We start from the raw sequence: 16,556 nt of genomic DNA on the forward strand, positions 1-16,556 counted from the left end.
CGATATGGTCGGCCAGGCGGAACGACAGCTTGAAGGCGCGTTGCGCGATACCTTGGTGCAGGTAGGTCACCTCAGTGGCGCCATTTTCGCGCTTGCCACCGGTTACGGTCAGGACACCTTTTTCAACCTGCAGGTCGAGGTCCTGCTCCTGGAATCCGGCTGCGGCAACCACGATGCGGTAGTGGTCATCACCATGCTTTTCCACGTTGTAGGGCGGGTAGCTGCTACCGGCCTCATTACGCGCCGCGGACTCGAACAGGTCGTTGAAACGGTCGAAACCAACGGAATGGCGGAACAGTGGAGCGAGAGAGAAAGCGGTGGTCATGGTCATAAACTCCTGAGAATCAGCAAGTAAGTCATTACGCGACCCGACTTCGGCATCGCGTACTCAAGAGATATGGCCGAGGGAAATGCTTTCAAGGGGCAAGCAGAAAAAATCTGATTTCTTGCACGGGATCTGGTGGCTGCTTCGTCGGTAACCCCGCGAAGCAGCCGACTCAGGCAACACATGCTTCCAGAGCTTGAGGCTCAACCCCAAGCAAACGGCTGATCCGCGCGCAATCATCCTCCCGACGCAACTCGGCAAACAACACCACCGCTTCGGGGTAACTGCGGGTCAACATCGCCAGCCACTGCTTCATCCGCCCTGGCGCATAGCGCGGCGACAACTTGTTCTGGGCCTGGCGCCAGAACTCGCGCAACAACGGCAGCAGGTCATCCCAGCTCATCGGCTGATAGTCGCGCCCCTCACGCGCGGCGGCTATCTGCAGGCCCAGGTCTGGGCGCGACACCAGCCCACGGCCCAGCATGATATCTTCGGCCCCACTGACTTCACGGCAACGCCGCCAGTCGTCGACGGTCCAGATCTCGCCATTGGCGAACACCGGCACCTTGACCACATCCTGTACCCGCGCCACCCACTCCCAATGCGCGGGTGGCTTGTAGCCCTCGACCTTGGTCCGTGCGTGCACCACCAGGTGCGCAGAACCGCCTTCGGCCAGCGCCGTGGCGCACTCCAGCGCCCCATCAGGGCTGTCGAAGCCCAGCCGCATCTTCGACGTGACCGGGATATTCGCCGGAACCGCACGGCGTACTTCACGCACGATGGCATGCAGCAACTCCGGCTCCTTGAGCAGCACGGCACCACCGCGTGACTTGTTCACGGTCTTGGCCGGGCAACCGAAGTTCAGGTCGATCACCGGCGCCCCCAATTCACAAGCCAGCGCGGCGTTCTCCGCCAGGCACACCGGGTCCGAACCCAGCAACTGCACGCGCATGGGCACCCCGGCAGCCGTGCGCGCGCCCTGGCGTAATTCGGGCGCCAGCTTGTCGAACGAAGAAGGCGGCAGCAGGCGGTCGCACACGCGAATGAACTCGGTGACGCACCAGTCGATACCGCCCACGCGCGTCAGCACGTCGCGCAGGATGTTGTCGACCAGCCCCTCCATGGGGGCCAGGGCAATTTGCATGTTGGGGTCTCGGGGTAAAAAGCCGGCAGTCTAACAAAAATTGCCGGCGATTCAGGCGCCGATCAGCGCCGGACCGTAACCCTCGATGAATTCCGCCGGCATACGCTTGGGTTTACCGCTGGACAACTCGATGCAGGCAAAGGTGGTTTGCGCGCGCAGCAGGGTTACACCGTCACGTGGGCGCTTGAGCTGGAAGCGCCGGGTCATGCGCAGCCGCTGGTCCCAATCGATGATCCAGGTGGCCAGTTGCAGCTCGTCGTCCTCGTAGGCGGCAGCCAGATAATCAATTTCGTGACGCACCACGGCCATCGCCCGGTCCAGGCGCCGATACTCGGCCAGGTCCAGGCCCAGGCGCTGGGAGTGGCGCCACGCGCAGCGCTCCAGCCAGGTGACATAGACTGCATTGTTGGCGTGGCCGAGGCCGTCGATATCCTCGCTGCCGACGCGCAGGTCGATGACGAAGGGTGTTGCCAGGTCCCAGCTCATGTTCGCTTCCTTGGCGCAAAAAGTGAATTTAGCAGCGACCTGCAGAAGAATGTCCAGCCCTACCGCCCTGACACGGCCACTCCTGCAACGACAGGGGCAGCCTGCCAATCAGGCGCTTTGCCGCGCCGGTGCGGCTGCGCGGGCCAGCAATTCGAGCACGGCTTCACCCAGACGCGGGTCAGCCAGCACCCGCTGGTGGCCGCCCTCTTCCAGCAGCATCAGGCGGCTATCGAACCAGGCCTTATGGATTACATGGGCTTCATCGGGAGCCACCAAGGCATCATCGGCGGCATGCACCACCAACCCCGGCAATTCCAGCTGGTAACCGGTCACATCCAGCCGCGCGATCTGCATGCCCACATCCCGCTCAATCTGGCGAATGAACGCCGCCCGTGCCCGCGCCGGCAACCCCAGATGATGGGCAAAACCTCGCAACACGCCTAGCAGCCGCGCCGGGGCCGCAATGCTTACCGCCGATTCTGTGCGCAACCCCATCTGCAGGGCCAGCAACACACTGGCCCCCCCCATGGAATGGCCAATGACCGCACGCAGTGGCGGTAACTCGGCGGCAGCCTCAAGCAGCGCTCGGGCAAACAGCACCACATTGGCCTGCTCGCCAGGCGAACGCCCATGCCCCGGCCCCTCCAGCGACACTACCGTGTGCCCGGCCTGGACCAGGGTTTCGATCAAGGCGGCAAACTGGGTCGGGCGCCCTTCCCAGCCATGCATCAGCAGCACGGTCGGCCCCTGGCCCCAACGCAAGGCCGACAGCCCGAAGCGCAGGGTAATGCGCTCGGCGCTGGACAGCATGGGCAGCTCCCAGTCCCGCGGCGGCAGGTTGCGCGGGGTCATGAAGGCACGACGCATCTTGCCCGCGACATGCTCAGGGGCCAGGCGGCCCAGGGTGCCATTGACACCACGAATCCAGCTCAGGGTGGTCATCGCCATGCTCCAGGGTTAAAGCACCGCCGATTTGGCGGCGCGCAGAATACGGTCAGACAGGTCACTGGCACCCAAGGCCCGCGCCAGCGCCAGGCCACCGACCATCAGCGCCAGGTCGGCCAGCGCCTTGTCGGCATCCTCAGGGCGGTCAACCATTGCGGCGGTCATCAATTCGATGTGCTCGGCCAGCACCTCACGGAAAACCTCCGGCAGGCGCTGCATTTCGCCCAGCGAGTTAGGCAACGGGCACGCGTGCACTTCGGCGTCCCGGTGCTTGCGCGACAGGTAGAAGGCCCCTGCCAGCGCACGCCGCCCGGCACCATCGAGATTGGGGTCGATCTGGGCGAGCAAGGCGCGGCGCTCGCCCAACAGCTGGCGGAATGCTTCGAGCATCAGCTCGTCTTTGCTGTCGAAGTGGGCATAGAAGCCGCCGACGGTCAGGCCTGCCGCGCCCATCACCTGACTGACGCTGGGCTCCGCCGGGCCATGCTGGATCAGCGCACTGCGCGCAGCTTCCAGAATGCGTTCACGGGTTCTGCTCTTCTTGTCGCTCATCAGGGCACTCACCATGCAAAATATGATGATCGAAATATTATTCTCATCATATTTTTTGGCAAGCAAAATATTCAACCGTCGGTCGGTAGTGGTTTTTTGGAGAGGGGAGAAAAACAAAAGGCCCATTCAATAAGCGAATGAGCCTTTAAAGTCCCGCAAAACGCGGGTAAATGTGGCGTCCCCTAGGGGACTCGAACCCCTGTTACCGCCGTGAAAGGGCGGTGTCCTAGGCCACTAGACGAAGGGGACGTAACCTTCGCGAAGGTCCACTTGCGTGAACCCTGGCAGAAATGGTGGAGCTAAGCGGGATCGAACCGCTGACCTCCTGCATGCCATGCAGGCGCTCTCCCAGCTGAGCTATAGCCCCGAAACAAAAGGCTCATCAATAATCGACGAGCCTTTTTAAGCCCTGCAAAACGCAGGAAAAAGTGGCGTCCCCTAGGGGACTCGAACCCCTGTTACCGCCGTGAAAGGGCGGTGTCCTAGGCCACTAGACGAAGGGGACGTAACCTTCGTGCCGGCCCGCCAAAGCGAACCGCGGCAAAATTGGTGGAGCTAAGCGGGATCGAACCGCTGACCTCCTGCATGCCATGCAGGCGCTCTCCCAGCTGAGCTATAGCCCCAGATTTATAGCCTCGCGGCCCAGCGAAATCGTGAAACATCGCTTGTGTAAAACTGGCGTCCCCTAGGGGACTCGAACCCCTGTTACCGCCGTGAAAGGGCGGTGTCCTAGGCCACTAGACGAAGGGGACGAACCTTCTTACCTTCAAGACCCGGTTGCTGGACCCGGTCTTGCTTATCAGCCTTGGCTGCTAAGCGGAATTTGGTGGAGCTAAGCGGGATCGAACCGCTGACCTCCTGCATGCCATGCAGGCGCTCTCCCAGCTGAGCTATAGCCCCACAATGTCGCGTTGAACCGAAGCGCTGGCTGGGTGCCTGGCGTTTCGTTTTCGTTCATCGCTGTGGACGGGGCGCATATTAAGATCGGATTGCAAAGCTGTCAAACTAATTTTTCAAAATATTCAAAAAAATTTTCACAGATAACAATCACTTACCGCCCTGCCCCAGTTCTTGGAGGTTTAGTTGAACCTGCAGGAGCGGGCTTGCCCGCGAATGCGGTGTTGAATTTACCATCGCATTCGCGGGCAAGCCCGCTCCTACAGGTTAGGGGTAAAGCTGAATCAGGCGATGGAAGCCAGCAGCTTTTCCCACTCTTTGTTTTCTTTCTTAGACACACCGCCCAGCAGGTCCAGGGCCTGGCGCAGGCGGTAGCGGGTCAGGTCGGGGCCGAGGATTTCCATGGCGTCCAATACCGAAACCGAGCTGGCCTGGCCGGTGATGGCGGCGAACATCAGCGGCATGGCATCACGCAGCTTCAACTCCAACGCCTCGACCACGGCCTGGATGCAACCGGTGATGCGCTCTTTTTCCCACTGGCGCAGGCTTTCGAGCTTCCACAGGATCAGCTGGATCACCTGGCGCACCTGGTCGGCCGACAGTTTCTTGCTTTCGAACAGCTTGGCATCCAGCTTCAGCGCACCTTCGAAGAAGAACCCGCCCAGCGGGGCAACCTGGCTGAAAGTCTCGACCCGGCCCTGCACATGCGGGGCGATCTTCATCATGTAGTCGCTGTTGAACGCCCACTTCTGCAGACGAGTGGCAAACTCTTCGACCGGCAACTCGCGCAGCCACTGACCATTGAGCCAGGACAGCTTCTCGATGTCGAAGATCGGGCCGCCCAGCGAGATACGCGACAGGTCGAAATGTTCGACCATCTCGGCCAGCGAGAATTTCTCGCGCTCGTCAGGCATCGACCAGCCCATGCGGCCCAGGTAGTTGAGCATCGCTTCCGGCATGAAGCCCATGCGCTCGTAGAAGGTGACCGAGGTCGGGTTCTTGCGCTTGGACAGCTTGGACTTGTCCGGGTTGCGCAGCAGCGGCATGTAGCACAGCTTGGGCTGCTCCCAGCCGAAGTACTCGTACAATTTGATCAGCTTGGGTGCCGACGGCAGCCACTCTTCCCCACGCAGCACGTGGGTGATGCCCATCAGGTGGTCGTCGACCACGTTGGCCAGGAAGTACGTCGGCAGGCCGTCGTTCTTCATCAGCACCTGCATGTCCATGCGGTCCCACGGGATTTCGACATCGCCGCGCAGCATGTCCGGCACCACGCAGATACCTTCGCTCGGGACCTTCATACGGATCACGTGCGGCTCGCCAGCATCCAGGCGGCGCTGCACTTCTTCGGCGCTCAACAGCAGCGCGCGGCCGTCATAGCGTGGGGTTTCGCCGCGAGCTTGCTGCTCGGCGCGCATCTGCTCCAGCTCTTCGGCGGTGCAGAAGCAGTAGAAGGCGTGGCCGGCGTCAACCAGTTCCTTGGCGTATTTGGCGTAGATATCGCCACGCTCGCTCTGCCGGTATGGGCCATGCGGGCCGCCCACGTCCGGACCTTCGTTCCATTCGATGCCGAGCCAACGCAAGGCGTCGAAGATTTGCTGCTCCGACTCGCGCGTGGAGCGCAGCTGGTCGGTGTCTTCGATGCGCAGGATGAACTCACCGCCGTGCTGCTTGGCAAAGCAGTAGTTGAACAAGGCGATGTAGGCGGTGCCGACATGGGGGTCGCCGGTAGGCGATGGCGCGATACGCGTGCGTACGGTGGTCATGGAGAGTCTCGAACGAAAGATGAAACAAAGGCGGGATGTTAGCAGGAGGCAGGCACCGGGCTCCAGCAATGGCGCGAACGTCACTTGTCGACAGGCCCTGCGGCGCTGTTAAATTTGTTTACATTTTTGGAACGATAGTCCCCATGCCTGCTCAACTCAAACGCCGCCTGGCGATCTTCTTTACTCTGGTGGCCATCATCGCCCTCGCCTTCCTGGCCCACTGGTACTTCAAGGGCCGCTTCTACGAGAGCACCGACAATGCCTATGTGCAGGGCGAGATCACCCGTATCTCCAGCCAGCTTGGCGCACGTATCGACACTGTGCCGGTCGAGGACAACCAGCACGTCAACAAGGGCGACCTGCTGGTGCGCCTGGAAGCCGCCGACTTCGAACTGGCTGTCGAGCGCGCACACGCCGCCTTGGCCACCCGCGAAGCCGAGTACGCGCAGGCACAGAGCCGCCTGACCCAACAAGGTAGCCTGATTGCCGCTGGCCAGGCTCAGGTGGCGGCCAACCAGGCCACGTTCGACCGCTCACGCCTGGACCTGAGCCGCGCCGAGAAGTTGCGCAAGCCGGGTTATGTCTCCGAAGAGCGGGTCACCACCCTGTCGGCGGACAGCCATGTTGCCGGCTCCCAGGTCGACAAGGCCCGGGCCGACTTGCAGAGCCAGCGCCAGCAGGTCAACGCCCTGAACGCCGACCTGAAACGCCTGGATGCGCAAATTGCCAACGCCCGCGCCGACCTGGCCCAGGCCGAGCTGAACCTGACCCGCTGCGAAATCCGCGCGCCCATCAGCGGTACCATCGGCCAGCGCAATGCGCGCAATGGCCAGGTGGTACAGGCCGGCGCTTACCTGCTGTCGATCGTGCCGGACGAAGATATCTGGGTGCAGGCCAACTTCAAGGAAACCCAGATTGGCCACATGCAGCCTGGCCAGCGTGCCGAGCTGTTGTTCGACAGCTACCCCGACACCCCCATCGAAGGGCGGGTGGACAGCCTGTTCGCCGCCTCGGGCGCGCAGTTCAGCCTGCTGCCGCCAGACAACGCCACCGGCAACTTCACCAAGGTGGTGCAGCGTATCCCGGTAAAACTCACCTTCAGCGCCGACAACCCGTTGCACGGGCGTATCCGCCCTGGCATGTCGGTCACCGCCACCGTCGACTTGCGCCGCGAAGACGAAGGCCAACATGGCCGGTGATACGTTGCTCCGCCCCACTGCGGAGCCGACTCGGCGCGACTGGATCGCAGTGATGAGCGTGATGCTCGGTGCCTTCATGGCGGTGCTGGACATCCAGATCACCAACTCCTCGTTGAAGGACATTCAGGGCGCATTGTCAGCGACGCTGGAAGAAGGCTCATGGATTTCCACTTCGTACCTGGTGGCGGAAATCATCATGATCCCGCTGACGGCCTGGCTGGTACAGCTGCTGTCGGCGCGGCGCCTGGCCGTGTGGGTATCGGGCGGCTTCCTGCTGTCGTCGCTGCTGTGCTCGATGGCCTGGAACCTGGAGAGCATGATCCTGTTTCGCGCCTTGCAGGGTTTCACCGGCGGCGCGCTGATTCCGCTGGCATTTACCCTGACACTGATCAAGCTGCCCGAGCACCACCGCGCCAAGGGCATGGCGATGTTCGCCATGACCGCCACTTTCGCGCCCTCCATCGGCCCCACCCTGGGCGGCTGGCTGACCGAGAATTGGGGCTGGGAGTACATCTTCTACATCAACATCCCACCAGGCCTGGTGATGATTGCCGGCCTGATGTATGGCCTGGAGAAGAAAGAAGCGCACTGGGAACTGCTGAAAAGCACCGATTACGCCGGCATCGTCACCCTGGGCCTGGGGTTAGGCTGCCTGCAGGTGTTTCTGGAAGAAGGCCACCGCAAGGACTGGCTGGAGTCGAACCTCATCGTCGGCCTGGGGAGTGTGGCCCTGGTCAGCCTGATCACCTTCGTCATCTTGCAGTTTTCCAAACCGCACCCGCTGATCAACCTGCGCATTCTGGGTAACCGCAACTTCGGCCTGTCGAGCATCGCCAGCCTGGGCATGGGTGTGGGCCTGTACGGGTCGATCTACCTGTTGCCGCTGTACCTGGCGCAGGTGCAGGGCTACAACGCCTTGCAGATTGGCGAGGTGATCATGTGGATGGGTATTCCGCAGCTGTTCCTGATCCCCTTGGTGCCGCAACTGATGAAGGTGGTGTCACCCAAGGTGTTGTGCGCGTTGGGGTTCTGCCTGTTCGGGGCTGCCAGTTTCGGCTCTGGGGTGCTCAACCCGGACTTTGCCGGGCCGCAGTTCAACCACATCCAGATCATCCGCGCCCTGGGTCAACCGATGATCATGGTGACCATTTCGCTGATCGCCACAGCGTATATCCAGCCGCAGGATGCAGGGTCGGCGTCGAGCTTGTTCAATATCCTGCGTAACCTGGGCGGGGCCATCGGCATTGCCCTGCTGGCCACCCTGCTGGATGCGCGGACCAAGGTGTATTTCGACTACCTTCGCGAATCGGTAGTGCCGAGCAACCCCCAGGTAGCGGAAAGGCTGGCGCAACTGGCGGAGCGCTTGGGCAATGACAACGCGGCGCTGGGCAAGCTGAGCGAGATTACCCACCAGCAGGCCATGATCATGGCTTACAACGATGCGTTCCATTTTGTCGGGATAGGCTTGGCGGTAAGCATGGTGGCGGTGTTGCTGACCCGGAAGTTGCCGGAAGGGTTGAAAGCCGGGGAAGCACATTAAACACTCAAGGTGCTACGCGGCCACCGTGGGGGCGGCTCTTTCGCGACACAAGGCCGCCCCCACGTCATACTTCAGCTGGTAATCAACCGCTCGCGCAACTGGCTGATCTCGTCGCGCAACTGCGCCGCAGCCTCGAACTCTAGGTCGCGAGCGAACTGCATCATTTTCTCCTCCAACTGCTTGATACGCTTGGTGATCTCGCCCGGCGTACGCAGTTCGGCCTCGTAACGGGCGCTCTCCTCCGCCGCCTTGGCCATGCCCTTGCGCTTCTTGCTGCGCGCGCCAGGTACCGTGGCACCTTCCAGGATGTCGGTGATGTCCTTGACCACGCCCTTGGGCACGATACCGTTGGCCTCGTTGAACGCGATCTGCTTCTCGCGGCGGCGCTCGGTTTCATCGATCGCTCGCTGCATCGAGCCCGTCACATTGTCGGCGTAGAGGATGGCCCGGCCATTGAGGTTACGCGCAGCACGGCCAATGGTCTGAATCAGTGAGCGCTCGGAACGCAGGAAGCCTTCCTTGTCCGCATCGAGGATCGCCACCAGTGAGACCTCGGGCATGTCCAAGCCTTCGCGCAGCAGGTTGATACCTACCAGCACGTCGAAGGTGCCCAGGCGCAGGTCACGGATAATCTCCACTCGCTCTACAGTGTCAATGTCCGAGTGCAGATAGCGCACCCGCACGTCGTGATCGGCCAGGTAGTCGCTAAGGTCTTCGGCCATGCGCTTGGTCAGGGTTGTCGCCAGCACACGCTCGCCTGCCGCGACACGCTTGCGGATCTCGGACAACAAGTCATCGACCTGAGTCAGCGCCGGGCGTATTTCGACCTGCGGGTCGACCAGGCCGGTCGGGCGCACCACCTGCTCCACCACGCGCCCGGCATGCTCTGCTTCGTAGGGGCCAGGGGTCGCTGAAACGAAAATGGTCTGCGGGCTGACATCCTCCCACTCGTCGAAACGCATCGGCCGGTTGTCCAGTGCCGAAGGCATGCGAAAGCCATACTCGACCAGGGTTTCCTTGCGTGAGCGGTCGCCCTTGTACATGGCGCCGACCTGCGGAACGCTGACGTGGGATTCGTCGATCACCAGCAGCGCATCGGGCGGCAGGTAGTCGTACAGGGTAGGCGGCGGCGCCCCGGCCGGGCGCCCGGACAGATAGCGCGAGTAGTTTTCGATGCCATTGCAGTAGCCAAGCTCGAGGATCATCTCCAGGTCGAAGCGGGTGCGTTGCTCCAGGCGCTGCGCCTCGACCAGCTTGTTGGCCTTGTGCAGGTATTCCAGGCGCTCCTTCAGTTCTTCCTTGATGCCCTCCACTGCTTCCAGCAGCGTTTCACGCGGGGTGACATAGTGGCTCTTGGGATAGAAGGTGAAACGCGGCAGCTTGCGGAAAACCTCGCCGGTCAGCGGGTCGAAGGCGGCGATGTTCTCCACCTCATCATCGAACAGCTCGATGCGGATGGCCTCCAGGTCCGATTCCGCCGGGAAAATGTCGATCACATCGCCCCGCACGCGGAAGGTGGCACGGGCAAAGTCCATTTCATTGCGGGTGTACTGCAAGTCCGCCAAGCGGCGCAGCAGCGCGCGCTGGTCGAGCTTGTCGCCACGGTCCACGTGCAGGACCATTTTCAGGTAGGTCTCGGGGCTGCCCAGGCCATAGATGCACGAGACGGTGGTGACGATGATGGCGTCGCGCCGCTCCAGCAGCGCTTTGGTCGCCGACAGGCGCATCTGCTCGATGTGGTCGTTGATCGAGGCGTCCTTCTCGATGAAGGTGTCCGACGACGGCACGTAGGCTTCCGGCTGGTAGTAGTCGTAATAGGAGACGAAGTACTCCACCGCATTGTTGGGGAAGAACGCCTTGAACTCGCCGTACAGCTGTGCGGCCAGGGTCTTGTTCGGCGCCAGCACCAACGTCGGGCGCTGCACGTGCTGGATGACGTTGGCAATGCTGAAGGTCTTGCCCGAGCCCGTCACGCCGAGCAGCGTCTGGTGCGACAGCCCCGCCTCGATGCCTTCGACTAACTGGCGGATGGCCTCGGGCTGGTCGCCTGCCGGCTGGAAACGGGTGACGAGCTGGAACTCGGACATGACGGACCTCGCGGCGCTGCGGTAACTGTAAATTTAGCCAGTAGTCTATACCCAAATGCGCCCGCTCGGGGGCGCTTTCAAGGCATAGCTGTGAACGCGTGTAACGGTGGACCCGGCAATTAGACCAATGGTCGAAAAATATTTGCGCAAATAACCGGAAAAGCTGCGCCAGAGTGTCGCGGTGACCGGTCGGTATCACTATACTGACTCCCCGTTTGTGCACCGCTTCAGTGCATTCGGCTGGAGCGTGTACGTCCTATCACTCTCCAATCAGAGCCGAAGTAACAATGAGCCTGTTTTCCGCTGTCGAGCTGGCACCCCGCGACCCTATCCTGGGCCTCAACGAAGCATTCAACGCCGACCCACGTACCGATAAGGTCAACCTGGGCGTGGGCGTGTACTGCAATGAGGAAGGCCGCATCCCGCTGCTGCGCGCCGTGATCGAAGCCGAGACCCAGCGTGCCGCACAGCACGCCTCGCGCGGCTACCTGCCGATCGACGGCATCGCCACTTATGACCAGGCCGTGCAAAAGCTGATCTTCGGCGCCGAGTCGCCACTGCTGGCCGCTGGCCGTGTGGTCACCGTACAGGCCGTCGGTGGTACCGGCGCACTGAAAATCGGTGCCGACTTCCTCAAGCGCATCTCGCCTGACGCCGTGGTCGCCATCAGCGACCCAAGCTGGGAAAACCATCGCGCGCTGTTCGAGTCGGCCGGTTTCCCGGTGCAGACCTATCGCTACTACGATGCGCCGACCAACGATGTGAACCGCGGCGGCATGCTGGAAGACCTCAACGCCCTGCCATCGGGCTCGATCGTCGTGCTGCACGCCTGCTGCCACAACCCGACCGGCGTCGACCTGAACCTGGACGACTGGAAAAATGTCCTGGAGGTGGTCAAGGCCAAGGGCCACGTGCCGTTCCTCGACATGGCCTACCAGGGCTTTGGTGATGGCATCGCCGAAGACGCCTTCGCCGTTCGCCTGTTCGCCGAGTCGGGCCTGGAGTTCTTTGTTTCCAGCTCGTTCTCCAAATCGTTCTCGCTGTACGGCGAGCGCGTCGGCGCACTGTCGGTCGTCACCGCCTCCAAGGACGAGAGCACTCGCGTGCTGTCGCAGGTCAAGCGCGTGATCCGCACCACTTACTCCAACCCACCAACCCACGGTGCAACCATCGTAGCCACCGTGCTGAACAGCGCCGAACTGCGCCAGATGTGGGAAACCGAACTGGGCGAAATGCGCCAGCGCATCCACGGCATGCGCAAGCAGATGGTTTCGCTGCTGGCCGAATATGGCGCCAGTCGCGACTTCAGCTTCGTTGGCCGCCAGGTCGGCATGTTCTCCTACTCGGGCCTGACCGTTGATCAGGTGGCCCGCCTGAAGAACGATTTCGGCATCTACGCCCTGGACACCGGCCGTATCGCCGTGGCCGCGCTGAACCAGAGCAACATCCATGTGGTCACCAAGGCTATCGTGGAAGTGCTGTAACTCATTGTTTTGCCTAGGGGTGGCTTGACTTCCCCTGGGCAATCAGTAAGATACGCGCAGATTCCGCGATAGCTCAGTCGGTAGAGCAAATGACTGTTAATCATTGGGTCCCTGGTTCGAGTCCAGGTCGCGGAGCCAAACACTGAAAAAGCCCCCAGATGCGCAAGCAACTGGGGGCTTTTTCGTTGCATCGGGTTTATTGGCCCAGCGCTTCGGTCACCGGCTTGCCCTCATCCACCAGGCTCCAGACCAGCAGCTTGGCAGGCTGGGTCTTGCTGGCATTACGTGACACGCTATGCACGGTGCCGGGCGCCTCGTACCAGTACTGGCCGGCCTTGTAGGTCTTTTCCTGCTCGTTGTTGAGCTTCGATACCACCGCACCTTCCAGCACGTAGGCCATCACTGCACCTGGGTGCTGATGCGCAGGGGACGCTTCGCCGGGTGCGTAGCTGACGGTAAGCATGACGGCGGTTTTGCCGGGGGCATTCGAGGGTTGTTGCTGCTGCAGGACTGTGACCTGGTCGGCAACGTCGCCGTGGGCCCAGGCGGGGGTTTGGGCGGCGAGCAGAGCGAAGAGGATGAGCGTTGAGGGTTTCATGCTGGGCTTCTCCTGGATGGCAATTGCCAGCAGGTTAGGCCCTGACAGGCTGAAGACAAATGGCCAATCCTGGGGAAAATCAGGAGGCCGATTGTTGCCAGTGCCGGCCTTTCGCGGGCACTGGCAACAGAGCATTCAGCTGCTGCGCCCAATCGGATAAAACTCGCCCTGGCTCCATACTCCAAGCCATTCCTCACCCTCGATCTCACGCGGCACCGCCAGCTCCACCAGTTGGTAGAACACATTGCGGTGTATCAACGCCTCAAGGTTGCTGCGCATCAGCACATACGGCGACGGCTCCTGCGTCACCGGATCGATGACCACCCGCAGAGGATTGTCCGGCCCGGCCTCGACCTGGTCCTCGACATTGCTGGTAAAGCGCAGCACTTGCTGCTTGCCCTTGCCCTGCACGTCCAGCGCTACAGCCACGAACGGGGCATCGTCAACGCGAATGCCAACCTTCTCGACCGGAGTAATCAGGAAATAGTCATCGCCATCGCGGCGAATGATGGTAGAAAACAGCCGCACCATCGGTTTGCGCCCGATCGGCGTGCCCAGGTAGTACCAGGTGCCATCGCGGGCGATGCGCATGTCGATGTCGCCGCAGAAGTCCGGGTTCCACAGATGCACCGGCGGCAGGCCCTTGGCCTTGGGGATCTGCGCCAGAAGGTCATTGGCCTTGCCGGAATCGCTCATCACGCTTGCCTCATTCACTCATGCCCAGAAGGCTACGAGCGTACTCGCGCATCGGCGCACCAAGCAAATCCTCCGGGGTATTGTCGTGGAACGTCAACAAACCGCCACGACTCTTGATGCGGGCGGTGTCGATCAGGTAGCGGGTATTGGTTTCGATCAGCATCATCTGCACCACGCCACTGTCCCAACCCACGCGGTCGACGGCCTGTTCGTCGTACCACTCGTCACCATTGCCGATGCGGTCGTCGGTGCGCGCGAAACGCGTATACAACACGTAATCGGCGCCTACCGAGCGCGCCTGGGCAATGGCCTCCTCCAGGCCCAACGGGCCCTGGGCGCGGCGTACCAGCGGGAAATACTCGACGAAGCTCTTGAAGGCTTGCTCTGCCACTGCGTTCTGCCGTGGCACTGGCCCCTTGCCCGGCGGCACGAATGCACCCTGGCCGATGAAAATGAACGAGTCCGGTTGCAGGCGGATCGACAAGGTGCGGCGGGTTTCACTGTGATCCAGCAGACCGGCATCGCTCATGTGATAGCGAACGCCCTCGCCCATATCACTGACATTCATGCAGCCGCCCAGCGCCATCAGCGCCAGCAGCAAGACCAGGCTACGCATCTTTCCTCCAGTGGCCGGCGACGAAAAACCGGCGAATAGCCGGCGGATGCAGCTTTTGCGCCAGCTTCAGCCACCGATCACCTTCATCACCGTAACGCCCCCGGAAAACGCCAGCTCCTGCTTGTCTGCCAACGCCTTGACCAACAACCGTTGCAGGGCTGGCAGCGCCTGATGGCGTGGCTTTTCCAGCAGGTCACCGACGAAGTGGCGGTTGCCTGACGACAGACAGCCATGCAACCAGCCCGTTGAAGACAGGCGCAACCGTGAGCAGGTACGGCAAAACGGCACAGTCTCGTTGGCGATAACACCGAAGTAGCCCTTGCCGGGGATTTGATAACGCAAGGCAGTGGCATCCAAGGGCGCGTCGACCTGGGCATAGGTATGCTTGCCGCCAATCAGCGTGAGCAGCTGGTCGAGGCCGACGAACTGCTGCAGGAAAGCATTGTGATCACGGGCCAGATGGCCCATGCGCATCAGTTCGATGAAGCGCAACTCGAAGCCGCGCTCAAGACAGTATTCCAGCAGCGGCAGCACCTGGTCGAGGTTCTGCCCACGCATCGGCACCATGTTCACTTTCACCTGCATGCCCAGGGTGCTGGCTTGCTGCATACCCGCCAGCACGCAGGCCAAGTCGCCGCCTCGGGCGATACGGCGGAAGGCTTGCGGGTCGAGGGTGTCGAGGGAAACATTCAGGCGACGAATACCGGCCGCCTGCAACTGCGGCAATTTGCGCTCCAGCAGCTGGCCATTGGTAGTCAGCGAGATATCGTCGAGGTCAAGTTTGGCCACGCCAGCCAGAAAGGCGTCCAGGCGCGGGCTGATCAGCGGTTCACCGCCGGTGATGCGCAGGCGCTCGACGCCGGCAGCTTCAATCAGGTAGGCCACGCCACGGGCCAGGGAGTCTGCTGAGAGTTCGTCCTGCGCCGCCACCAGGCGCTTACCGTCGGGTACGCAGTAAGTGCAGGCGTAATTGCAGGCAGCCGTCAGGCTGACACGCAGGTTGCGAAAGCGCCTGCCTTGACGATCGACAATCATGAATGACTCCGGCATGGATGATGAGGGGCAGGCGAAACCTAACTCATAAATCAGGTTTTTGCAAGCCCCCACCGCACCCTACCGGCTTCAGCGGGAAGTGACGAAGCGCTTCAGTTGGTTGGTTCCGGGTCGCGCTTACGCTTGTTGCCCATACGCACGCCAATGTCCATCAGAAACTGGAAGAAGCCTTCCTGGTCTTCCAATACATTGCTCCAGAACGGCGAGTGGTACAGCGCCACGGCGCCATGCACCAGCGCCCAGGCGGCGCAGTAATGGAAGTACGGCGGCACGTCTTCGAGTTTACCTTCGCTGATACGACCCTTGATCAGTTGGGTCAGGCGATCGAAGTTGGAAGCGCGGATGCTGTGCAACTGCTCGACCATTTCTGGCACCTGGTTGCCCTTGACCACCTTTTCTTCAAGGCGATCGAACAGCCGGTAACGTTGCGGATCGCGCATGCGGAACTCGAAGTAGGCGCGCGACAGGGCTTCCTTGTCACGGTCGACGTCGGCCGAGTGCAACAGCGCGTTCAGGTCGCGCTCGTAGTCGAGCATCAGGCGCAGGTAGATTTCCGCCTTGGACTTGAAGTGCTTGTAGATCGTGCCTTTGCCGATGCCCACGGCGTCGGCGATCATCTCGACGGTGACGCTGTCTTCGCCCTGTTCGAGAAACAGCTTGAGCGCGGTGTCGAGGATTTCCTGTTCGCGACGGCGAAACTCACGGACCTTACGAGGTTCTTTCTGCATGGGAAGGACTGGATGACAATCGAAGCGGTTTATTATGCCTAACTTGCGGGAAATTGCACGGATCATCCAAGCATGGCAGTGTTTCACGATGCATACGGCCATGCGATGCGGGAGGAACGGAACGGCGGCGTATTCCAAATCTGTTTAAAAAACGACCAATATGCACTGGCACTGCGCCAAACCTGACCAATACTTGAAGTGTTGGCGCGGCGCATCCCCCCCAAGTGGCGCGCCGATAAAGGTGCTCAGGGACCGCGTACCTTTGTTTTACTCCTAATGGTCTTAACCCGGATTCCTCCCCCAGAACCCGGGTTTTTTTTGCTTACGCGACGGGCCGCAAAGCGGCCCGCACTCCCGCTCGACATTTGTACTGTGCTTTTGATCTTGATCTTGATCTTGATCTTGATCTTGATCTTGATCTTGATCTTGATCTTGATCTT

15 protein-coding genes, 7 tRNA genes and 1 pseudogene are annotated in these 16,556 nt (G+C 61.4%); 4 read left to right on the forward strand and 19 right to left on the reverse strand.

Going from position 1 to position 16,556, the window contains the following annotated elements:
* From APH42_RS25805 to gltX, 12 genes are all read right to left on the reverse strand, one after another.
* Positions 1-325, reverse strand: a 325-nt coding sequence (locus APH42_RS25805; protein WP_060494530.1) for an Hsp20 family protein, incomplete at its 3' end; no start/stop codon positions are given.
* Positions 326-497: 172 nt separating this feature from the next.
* The gene (locus APH42_RS25810; protein WP_060494531.1) at positions 498-1,469 is read right to left on the reverse strand and encodes a tRNA-dihydrouridine synthase; all 972 of its coding nucleotides are present in this window, start codon (positions 1,467-1,469) and stop codon (positions 498-500) included.
* A 51-nt stretch (positions 1,470-1,520) separates the two neighbouring features.
* Entirely contained in the window at positions 1,521-1,955 is a 435-nt protein-coding gene (locus APH42_RS25815) for a thioesterase family protein (RefSeq protein ID WP_012271183.1), read from the reverse strand.
* A 108-nt stretch (positions 1,956-2,063) separates the two neighbouring features.
* Positions 2,064-2,897 (reverse strand): alpha/beta fold hydrolase, encoded by an 834-nt coding sequence (locus tag APH42_RS25820; RefSeq protein ID WP_060494532.1) that lies wholly within the window; start codon positions 2,895-2,897, stop codon positions 2,064-2,066.
* A gap of 15 nt (positions 2,898-2,912) precedes the next feature.
* Positions 2,913-3,452, reverse strand: coding sequence for a TetR/AcrR family transcriptional regulator (locus tag APH42_RS25825; protein WP_060494535.1), 540 nt, complete (start codon positions 3,450-3,452; stop codon positions 2,913-2,915).
* A 173-nt stretch (positions 3,453-3,625) separates the two neighbouring features.
* A tRNA-Glu gene (locus APH42_RS25830) sits at positions 3,626-3,701 on the reverse strand.
* A 42-nt stretch (positions 3,702-3,743) separates the two neighbouring features.
* Positions 3,744-3,819: transfer RNA gene (locus APH42_RS25835), tRNA-Ala, on the reverse strand.
* Positions 3,820-3,881: 62 nt separating this feature from the next.
* Positions 3,882-3,957: transfer RNA gene (locus APH42_RS25840), tRNA-Glu, on the reverse strand.
* A gap of 42 nt (positions 3,958-3,999) precedes the next feature.
* Positions 4,000-4,075: transfer RNA gene (locus tag APH42_RS25845), tRNA-Ala, on the reverse strand.
* A 53-nt stretch (positions 4,076-4,128) separates the two neighbouring features.
* A tRNA-Glu gene (locus APH42_RS25850) sits at positions 4,129-4,204 on the reverse strand.
* Positions 4,205-4,276: 72 nt separating this feature from the next.
* Positions 4,277-4,352 (reverse strand) — tRNA-Ala (locus APH42_RS25855).
* A 281-nt stretch (positions 4,353-4,633) separates the two neighbouring features.
* Positions 4,634-6,115: a glutamate--tRNA ligase gene (gltX, locus tag APH42_RS25860; RefSeq protein ID WP_012271180.1), complete on the reverse strand. Its 1,482-nt coding sequence runs from the start codon at positions 6,113-6,115 to the stop codon at positions 4,634-4,636.
* Positions 6,116-6,258: 143 nt separating this feature from the next.
* On the opposite strand from gltX, the gene APH42_RS25865 reads away from it, so the two are divergent.
* A complete protein-coding gene (locus APH42_RS25865; protein ID WP_012271179.1) occupies positions 6,259-7,314 on the forward strand; it encodes an HlyD family secretion protein in 1,056 nt (351 codons plus the stop codon).
* A 49-nt stretch (positions 7,315-7,363) separates the two neighbouring features.
* Positions 7,364-8,854: an MDR family MFS transporter gene (locus APH42_RS25870; RefSeq protein WP_171577272.1), complete on the forward strand. Its 1,491-nt coding sequence runs from the start codon at positions 7,364-7,366 to the stop codon at positions 8,852-8,854.
* A 71-nt stretch (positions 8,855-8,925) separates the two neighbouring features.
* Here the strand turns inward: APH42_RS25870 and uvrB are convergent, their stop codons facing one another.
* Positions 8,926-10,941, reverse strand: a complete 2,016-nt coding sequence (gene uvrB / locus APH42_RS25875; protein ID WP_012271177.1) for an excinuclease ABC subunit UvrB — start codon at positions 10,939-10,941, stop codon at positions 8,926-8,928.
* A gap of 287 nt (positions 10,942-11,228) precedes the next feature.
* Here uvrB and APH42_RS25880 point away from each other — a divergent pair, with 287 nt between their 5' ends.
* Positions 11,229-12,425 (forward strand): amino acid aminotransferase, encoded by a 1,197-nt coding sequence (locus tag APH42_RS25880; RefSeq protein WP_060494533.1) that lies wholly within the window; start codon positions 11,229-11,231, stop codon positions 12,423-12,425.
* A gap of 62 nt (positions 12,426-12,487) precedes the next feature.
* Positions 12,488-12,563, forward strand: a tRNA-Asn gene (locus APH42_RS25885).
* A gap of 58 nt (positions 12,564-12,621) precedes the next feature.
* Here the strand turns inward: APH42_RS25885 and APH42_RS25890 are convergent.
* From APH42_RS25890 to APH42_RS30320, 6 genes and pseudogenes are all read right to left on the reverse strand, one after another.
* Positions 12,622-13,023: a cupin domain-containing protein gene (locus tag APH42_RS25890; RefSeq protein WP_012271175.1), complete on the reverse strand. Its 402-nt coding sequence runs from the start codon at positions 13,021-13,023 to the stop codon at positions 12,622-12,624.
* A gap of 135 nt (positions 13,024-13,158) precedes the next feature.
* Positions 13,159-13,719: a DUF1285 domain-containing protein gene (locus tag APH42_RS25895; protein WP_060494534.1), complete on the reverse strand. Its 561-nt coding sequence runs from the start codon at positions 13,717-13,719 to the stop codon at positions 13,159-13,161.
* A gap of 10 nt (positions 13,720-13,729) precedes the next feature.
* Complete coding sequence (locus APH42_RS25900) at positions 13,730-14,335, reverse strand: DUF4823 domain-containing protein (protein WP_012271173.1); 606 nt, start codon at positions 14,333-14,335, stop codon at positions 13,730-13,732.
* A gap of 66 nt (positions 14,336-14,401) precedes the next feature.
* Entirely contained in the window at positions 14,402-15,370 is a 969-nt protein-coding gene (locus tag APH42_RS25905; RefSeq protein ID WP_012271172.1) for a GTP 3',8-cyclase MoaA, read from the reverse strand.
* A gap of 110 nt (positions 15,371-15,480) precedes the next feature.
* Positions 15,481-16,116: a TetR/AcrR family transcriptional regulator gene (locus tag APH42_RS25910; RefSeq protein WP_012271171.1), complete on the reverse strand. Its 636-nt coding sequence runs from the start codon at positions 16,114-16,116 to the stop codon at positions 15,481-15,483.
* A gap of 245 nt (positions 16,117-16,361) precedes the next feature.
* Positions 16,362-16,556, reverse strand: a pseudogene (locus APH42_RS30320) (hypothetical protein); the annotation flags it as partial.

Origin of the sequence: Pseudomonas sp. NBRC 111140 (genome assembly GCF_001320885.1) — a bacterium.
Lineage (GTDB): Bacteria > Pseudomonadota > Gammaproteobacteria > Pseudomonadales > Pseudomonadaceae > Aquipseudomonas > Aquipseudomonas putida_P.

Bases quoted from the DNA above. Each gene is read 5' to 3' on its own strand.
- APH42_RS25810 (WP_060494531.1), bottom strand. From the start codon at position 1,469: ATGCAAATTGCCCTGGCCCCCATGGAGGGGCTGGTCGACAACATCCTG.
- APH42_RS25815 (WP_012271183.1), bottom strand. From the start codon at position 1,955: ATGAGCTGGGACCTGGCAACACCCTTCGTCATCGACCTGCGCGTCGGC.
- APH42_RS25820 (WP_060494532.1), bottom strand. From the start codon at position 2,897: ATGACCACCCTGAGCTGGATTCGTGGTGTCAATGGCACCCTGGGCCGC.
- APH42_RS25825 (WP_060494535.1), bottom strand. From the start codon at position 3,452: ATGAGCGACAAGAAGAGCAGAACCCGTGAACGCATTCTGGAAGCTGCG.
- gltX (WP_012271180.1), bottom strand. From the start codon at position 6,115: ATGACCACCGTACGCACGCGTATCGCGCCATCGCCTACCGGCGACCCC.
- APH42_RS25865 (WP_012271179.1), top strand. From the start codon at position 6,259: ATGCCTGCTCAACTCAAACGCCGCCTGGCGATCTTCTTTACTCTGGTG.
- uvrB (WP_012271177.1), bottom strand. From the start codon at position 10,941: ATGTCCGAGTTCCAGCTCGTCACCCGTTTCCAGCCGGCAGGCGACCAG.
- APH42_RS25880 (WP_060494533.1), top strand. From the start codon at position 11,229: ATGAGCCTGTTTTCCGCTGTCGAGCTGGCACCCCGCGACCCTATCCTG.
- APH42_RS25890 (WP_012271175.1), bottom strand. From the start codon at position 13,023: ATGAAACCCTCAACGCTCATCCTCTTCGCTCTGCTCGCCGCCCAAACC.
- APH42_RS25895 (WP_060494534.1), bottom strand. From the start codon at position 13,719: ATGAGCGATTCCGGCAAGGCCAATGACCTTCTGGCGCAGATCCCCAAG.
- APH42_RS25900 (WP_012271173.1), bottom strand. From the start codon at position 14,335: ATGCGTAGCCTGGTCTTGCTGCTGGCGCTGATGGCGCTGGGCGGCTGC.
- APH42_RS25905 (WP_012271172.1), bottom strand. From the start codon at position 15,370: ATGATTGTCGATCGTCAAGGCAGGCGCTTTCGCAACCTGCGTGTCAGC.
- APH42_RS25910 (WP_012271171.1), bottom strand. From the start codon at position 16,116: ATGCAGAAAGAACCTCGTAAGGTCCGTGAGTTTCGCCGTCGCGAACAG.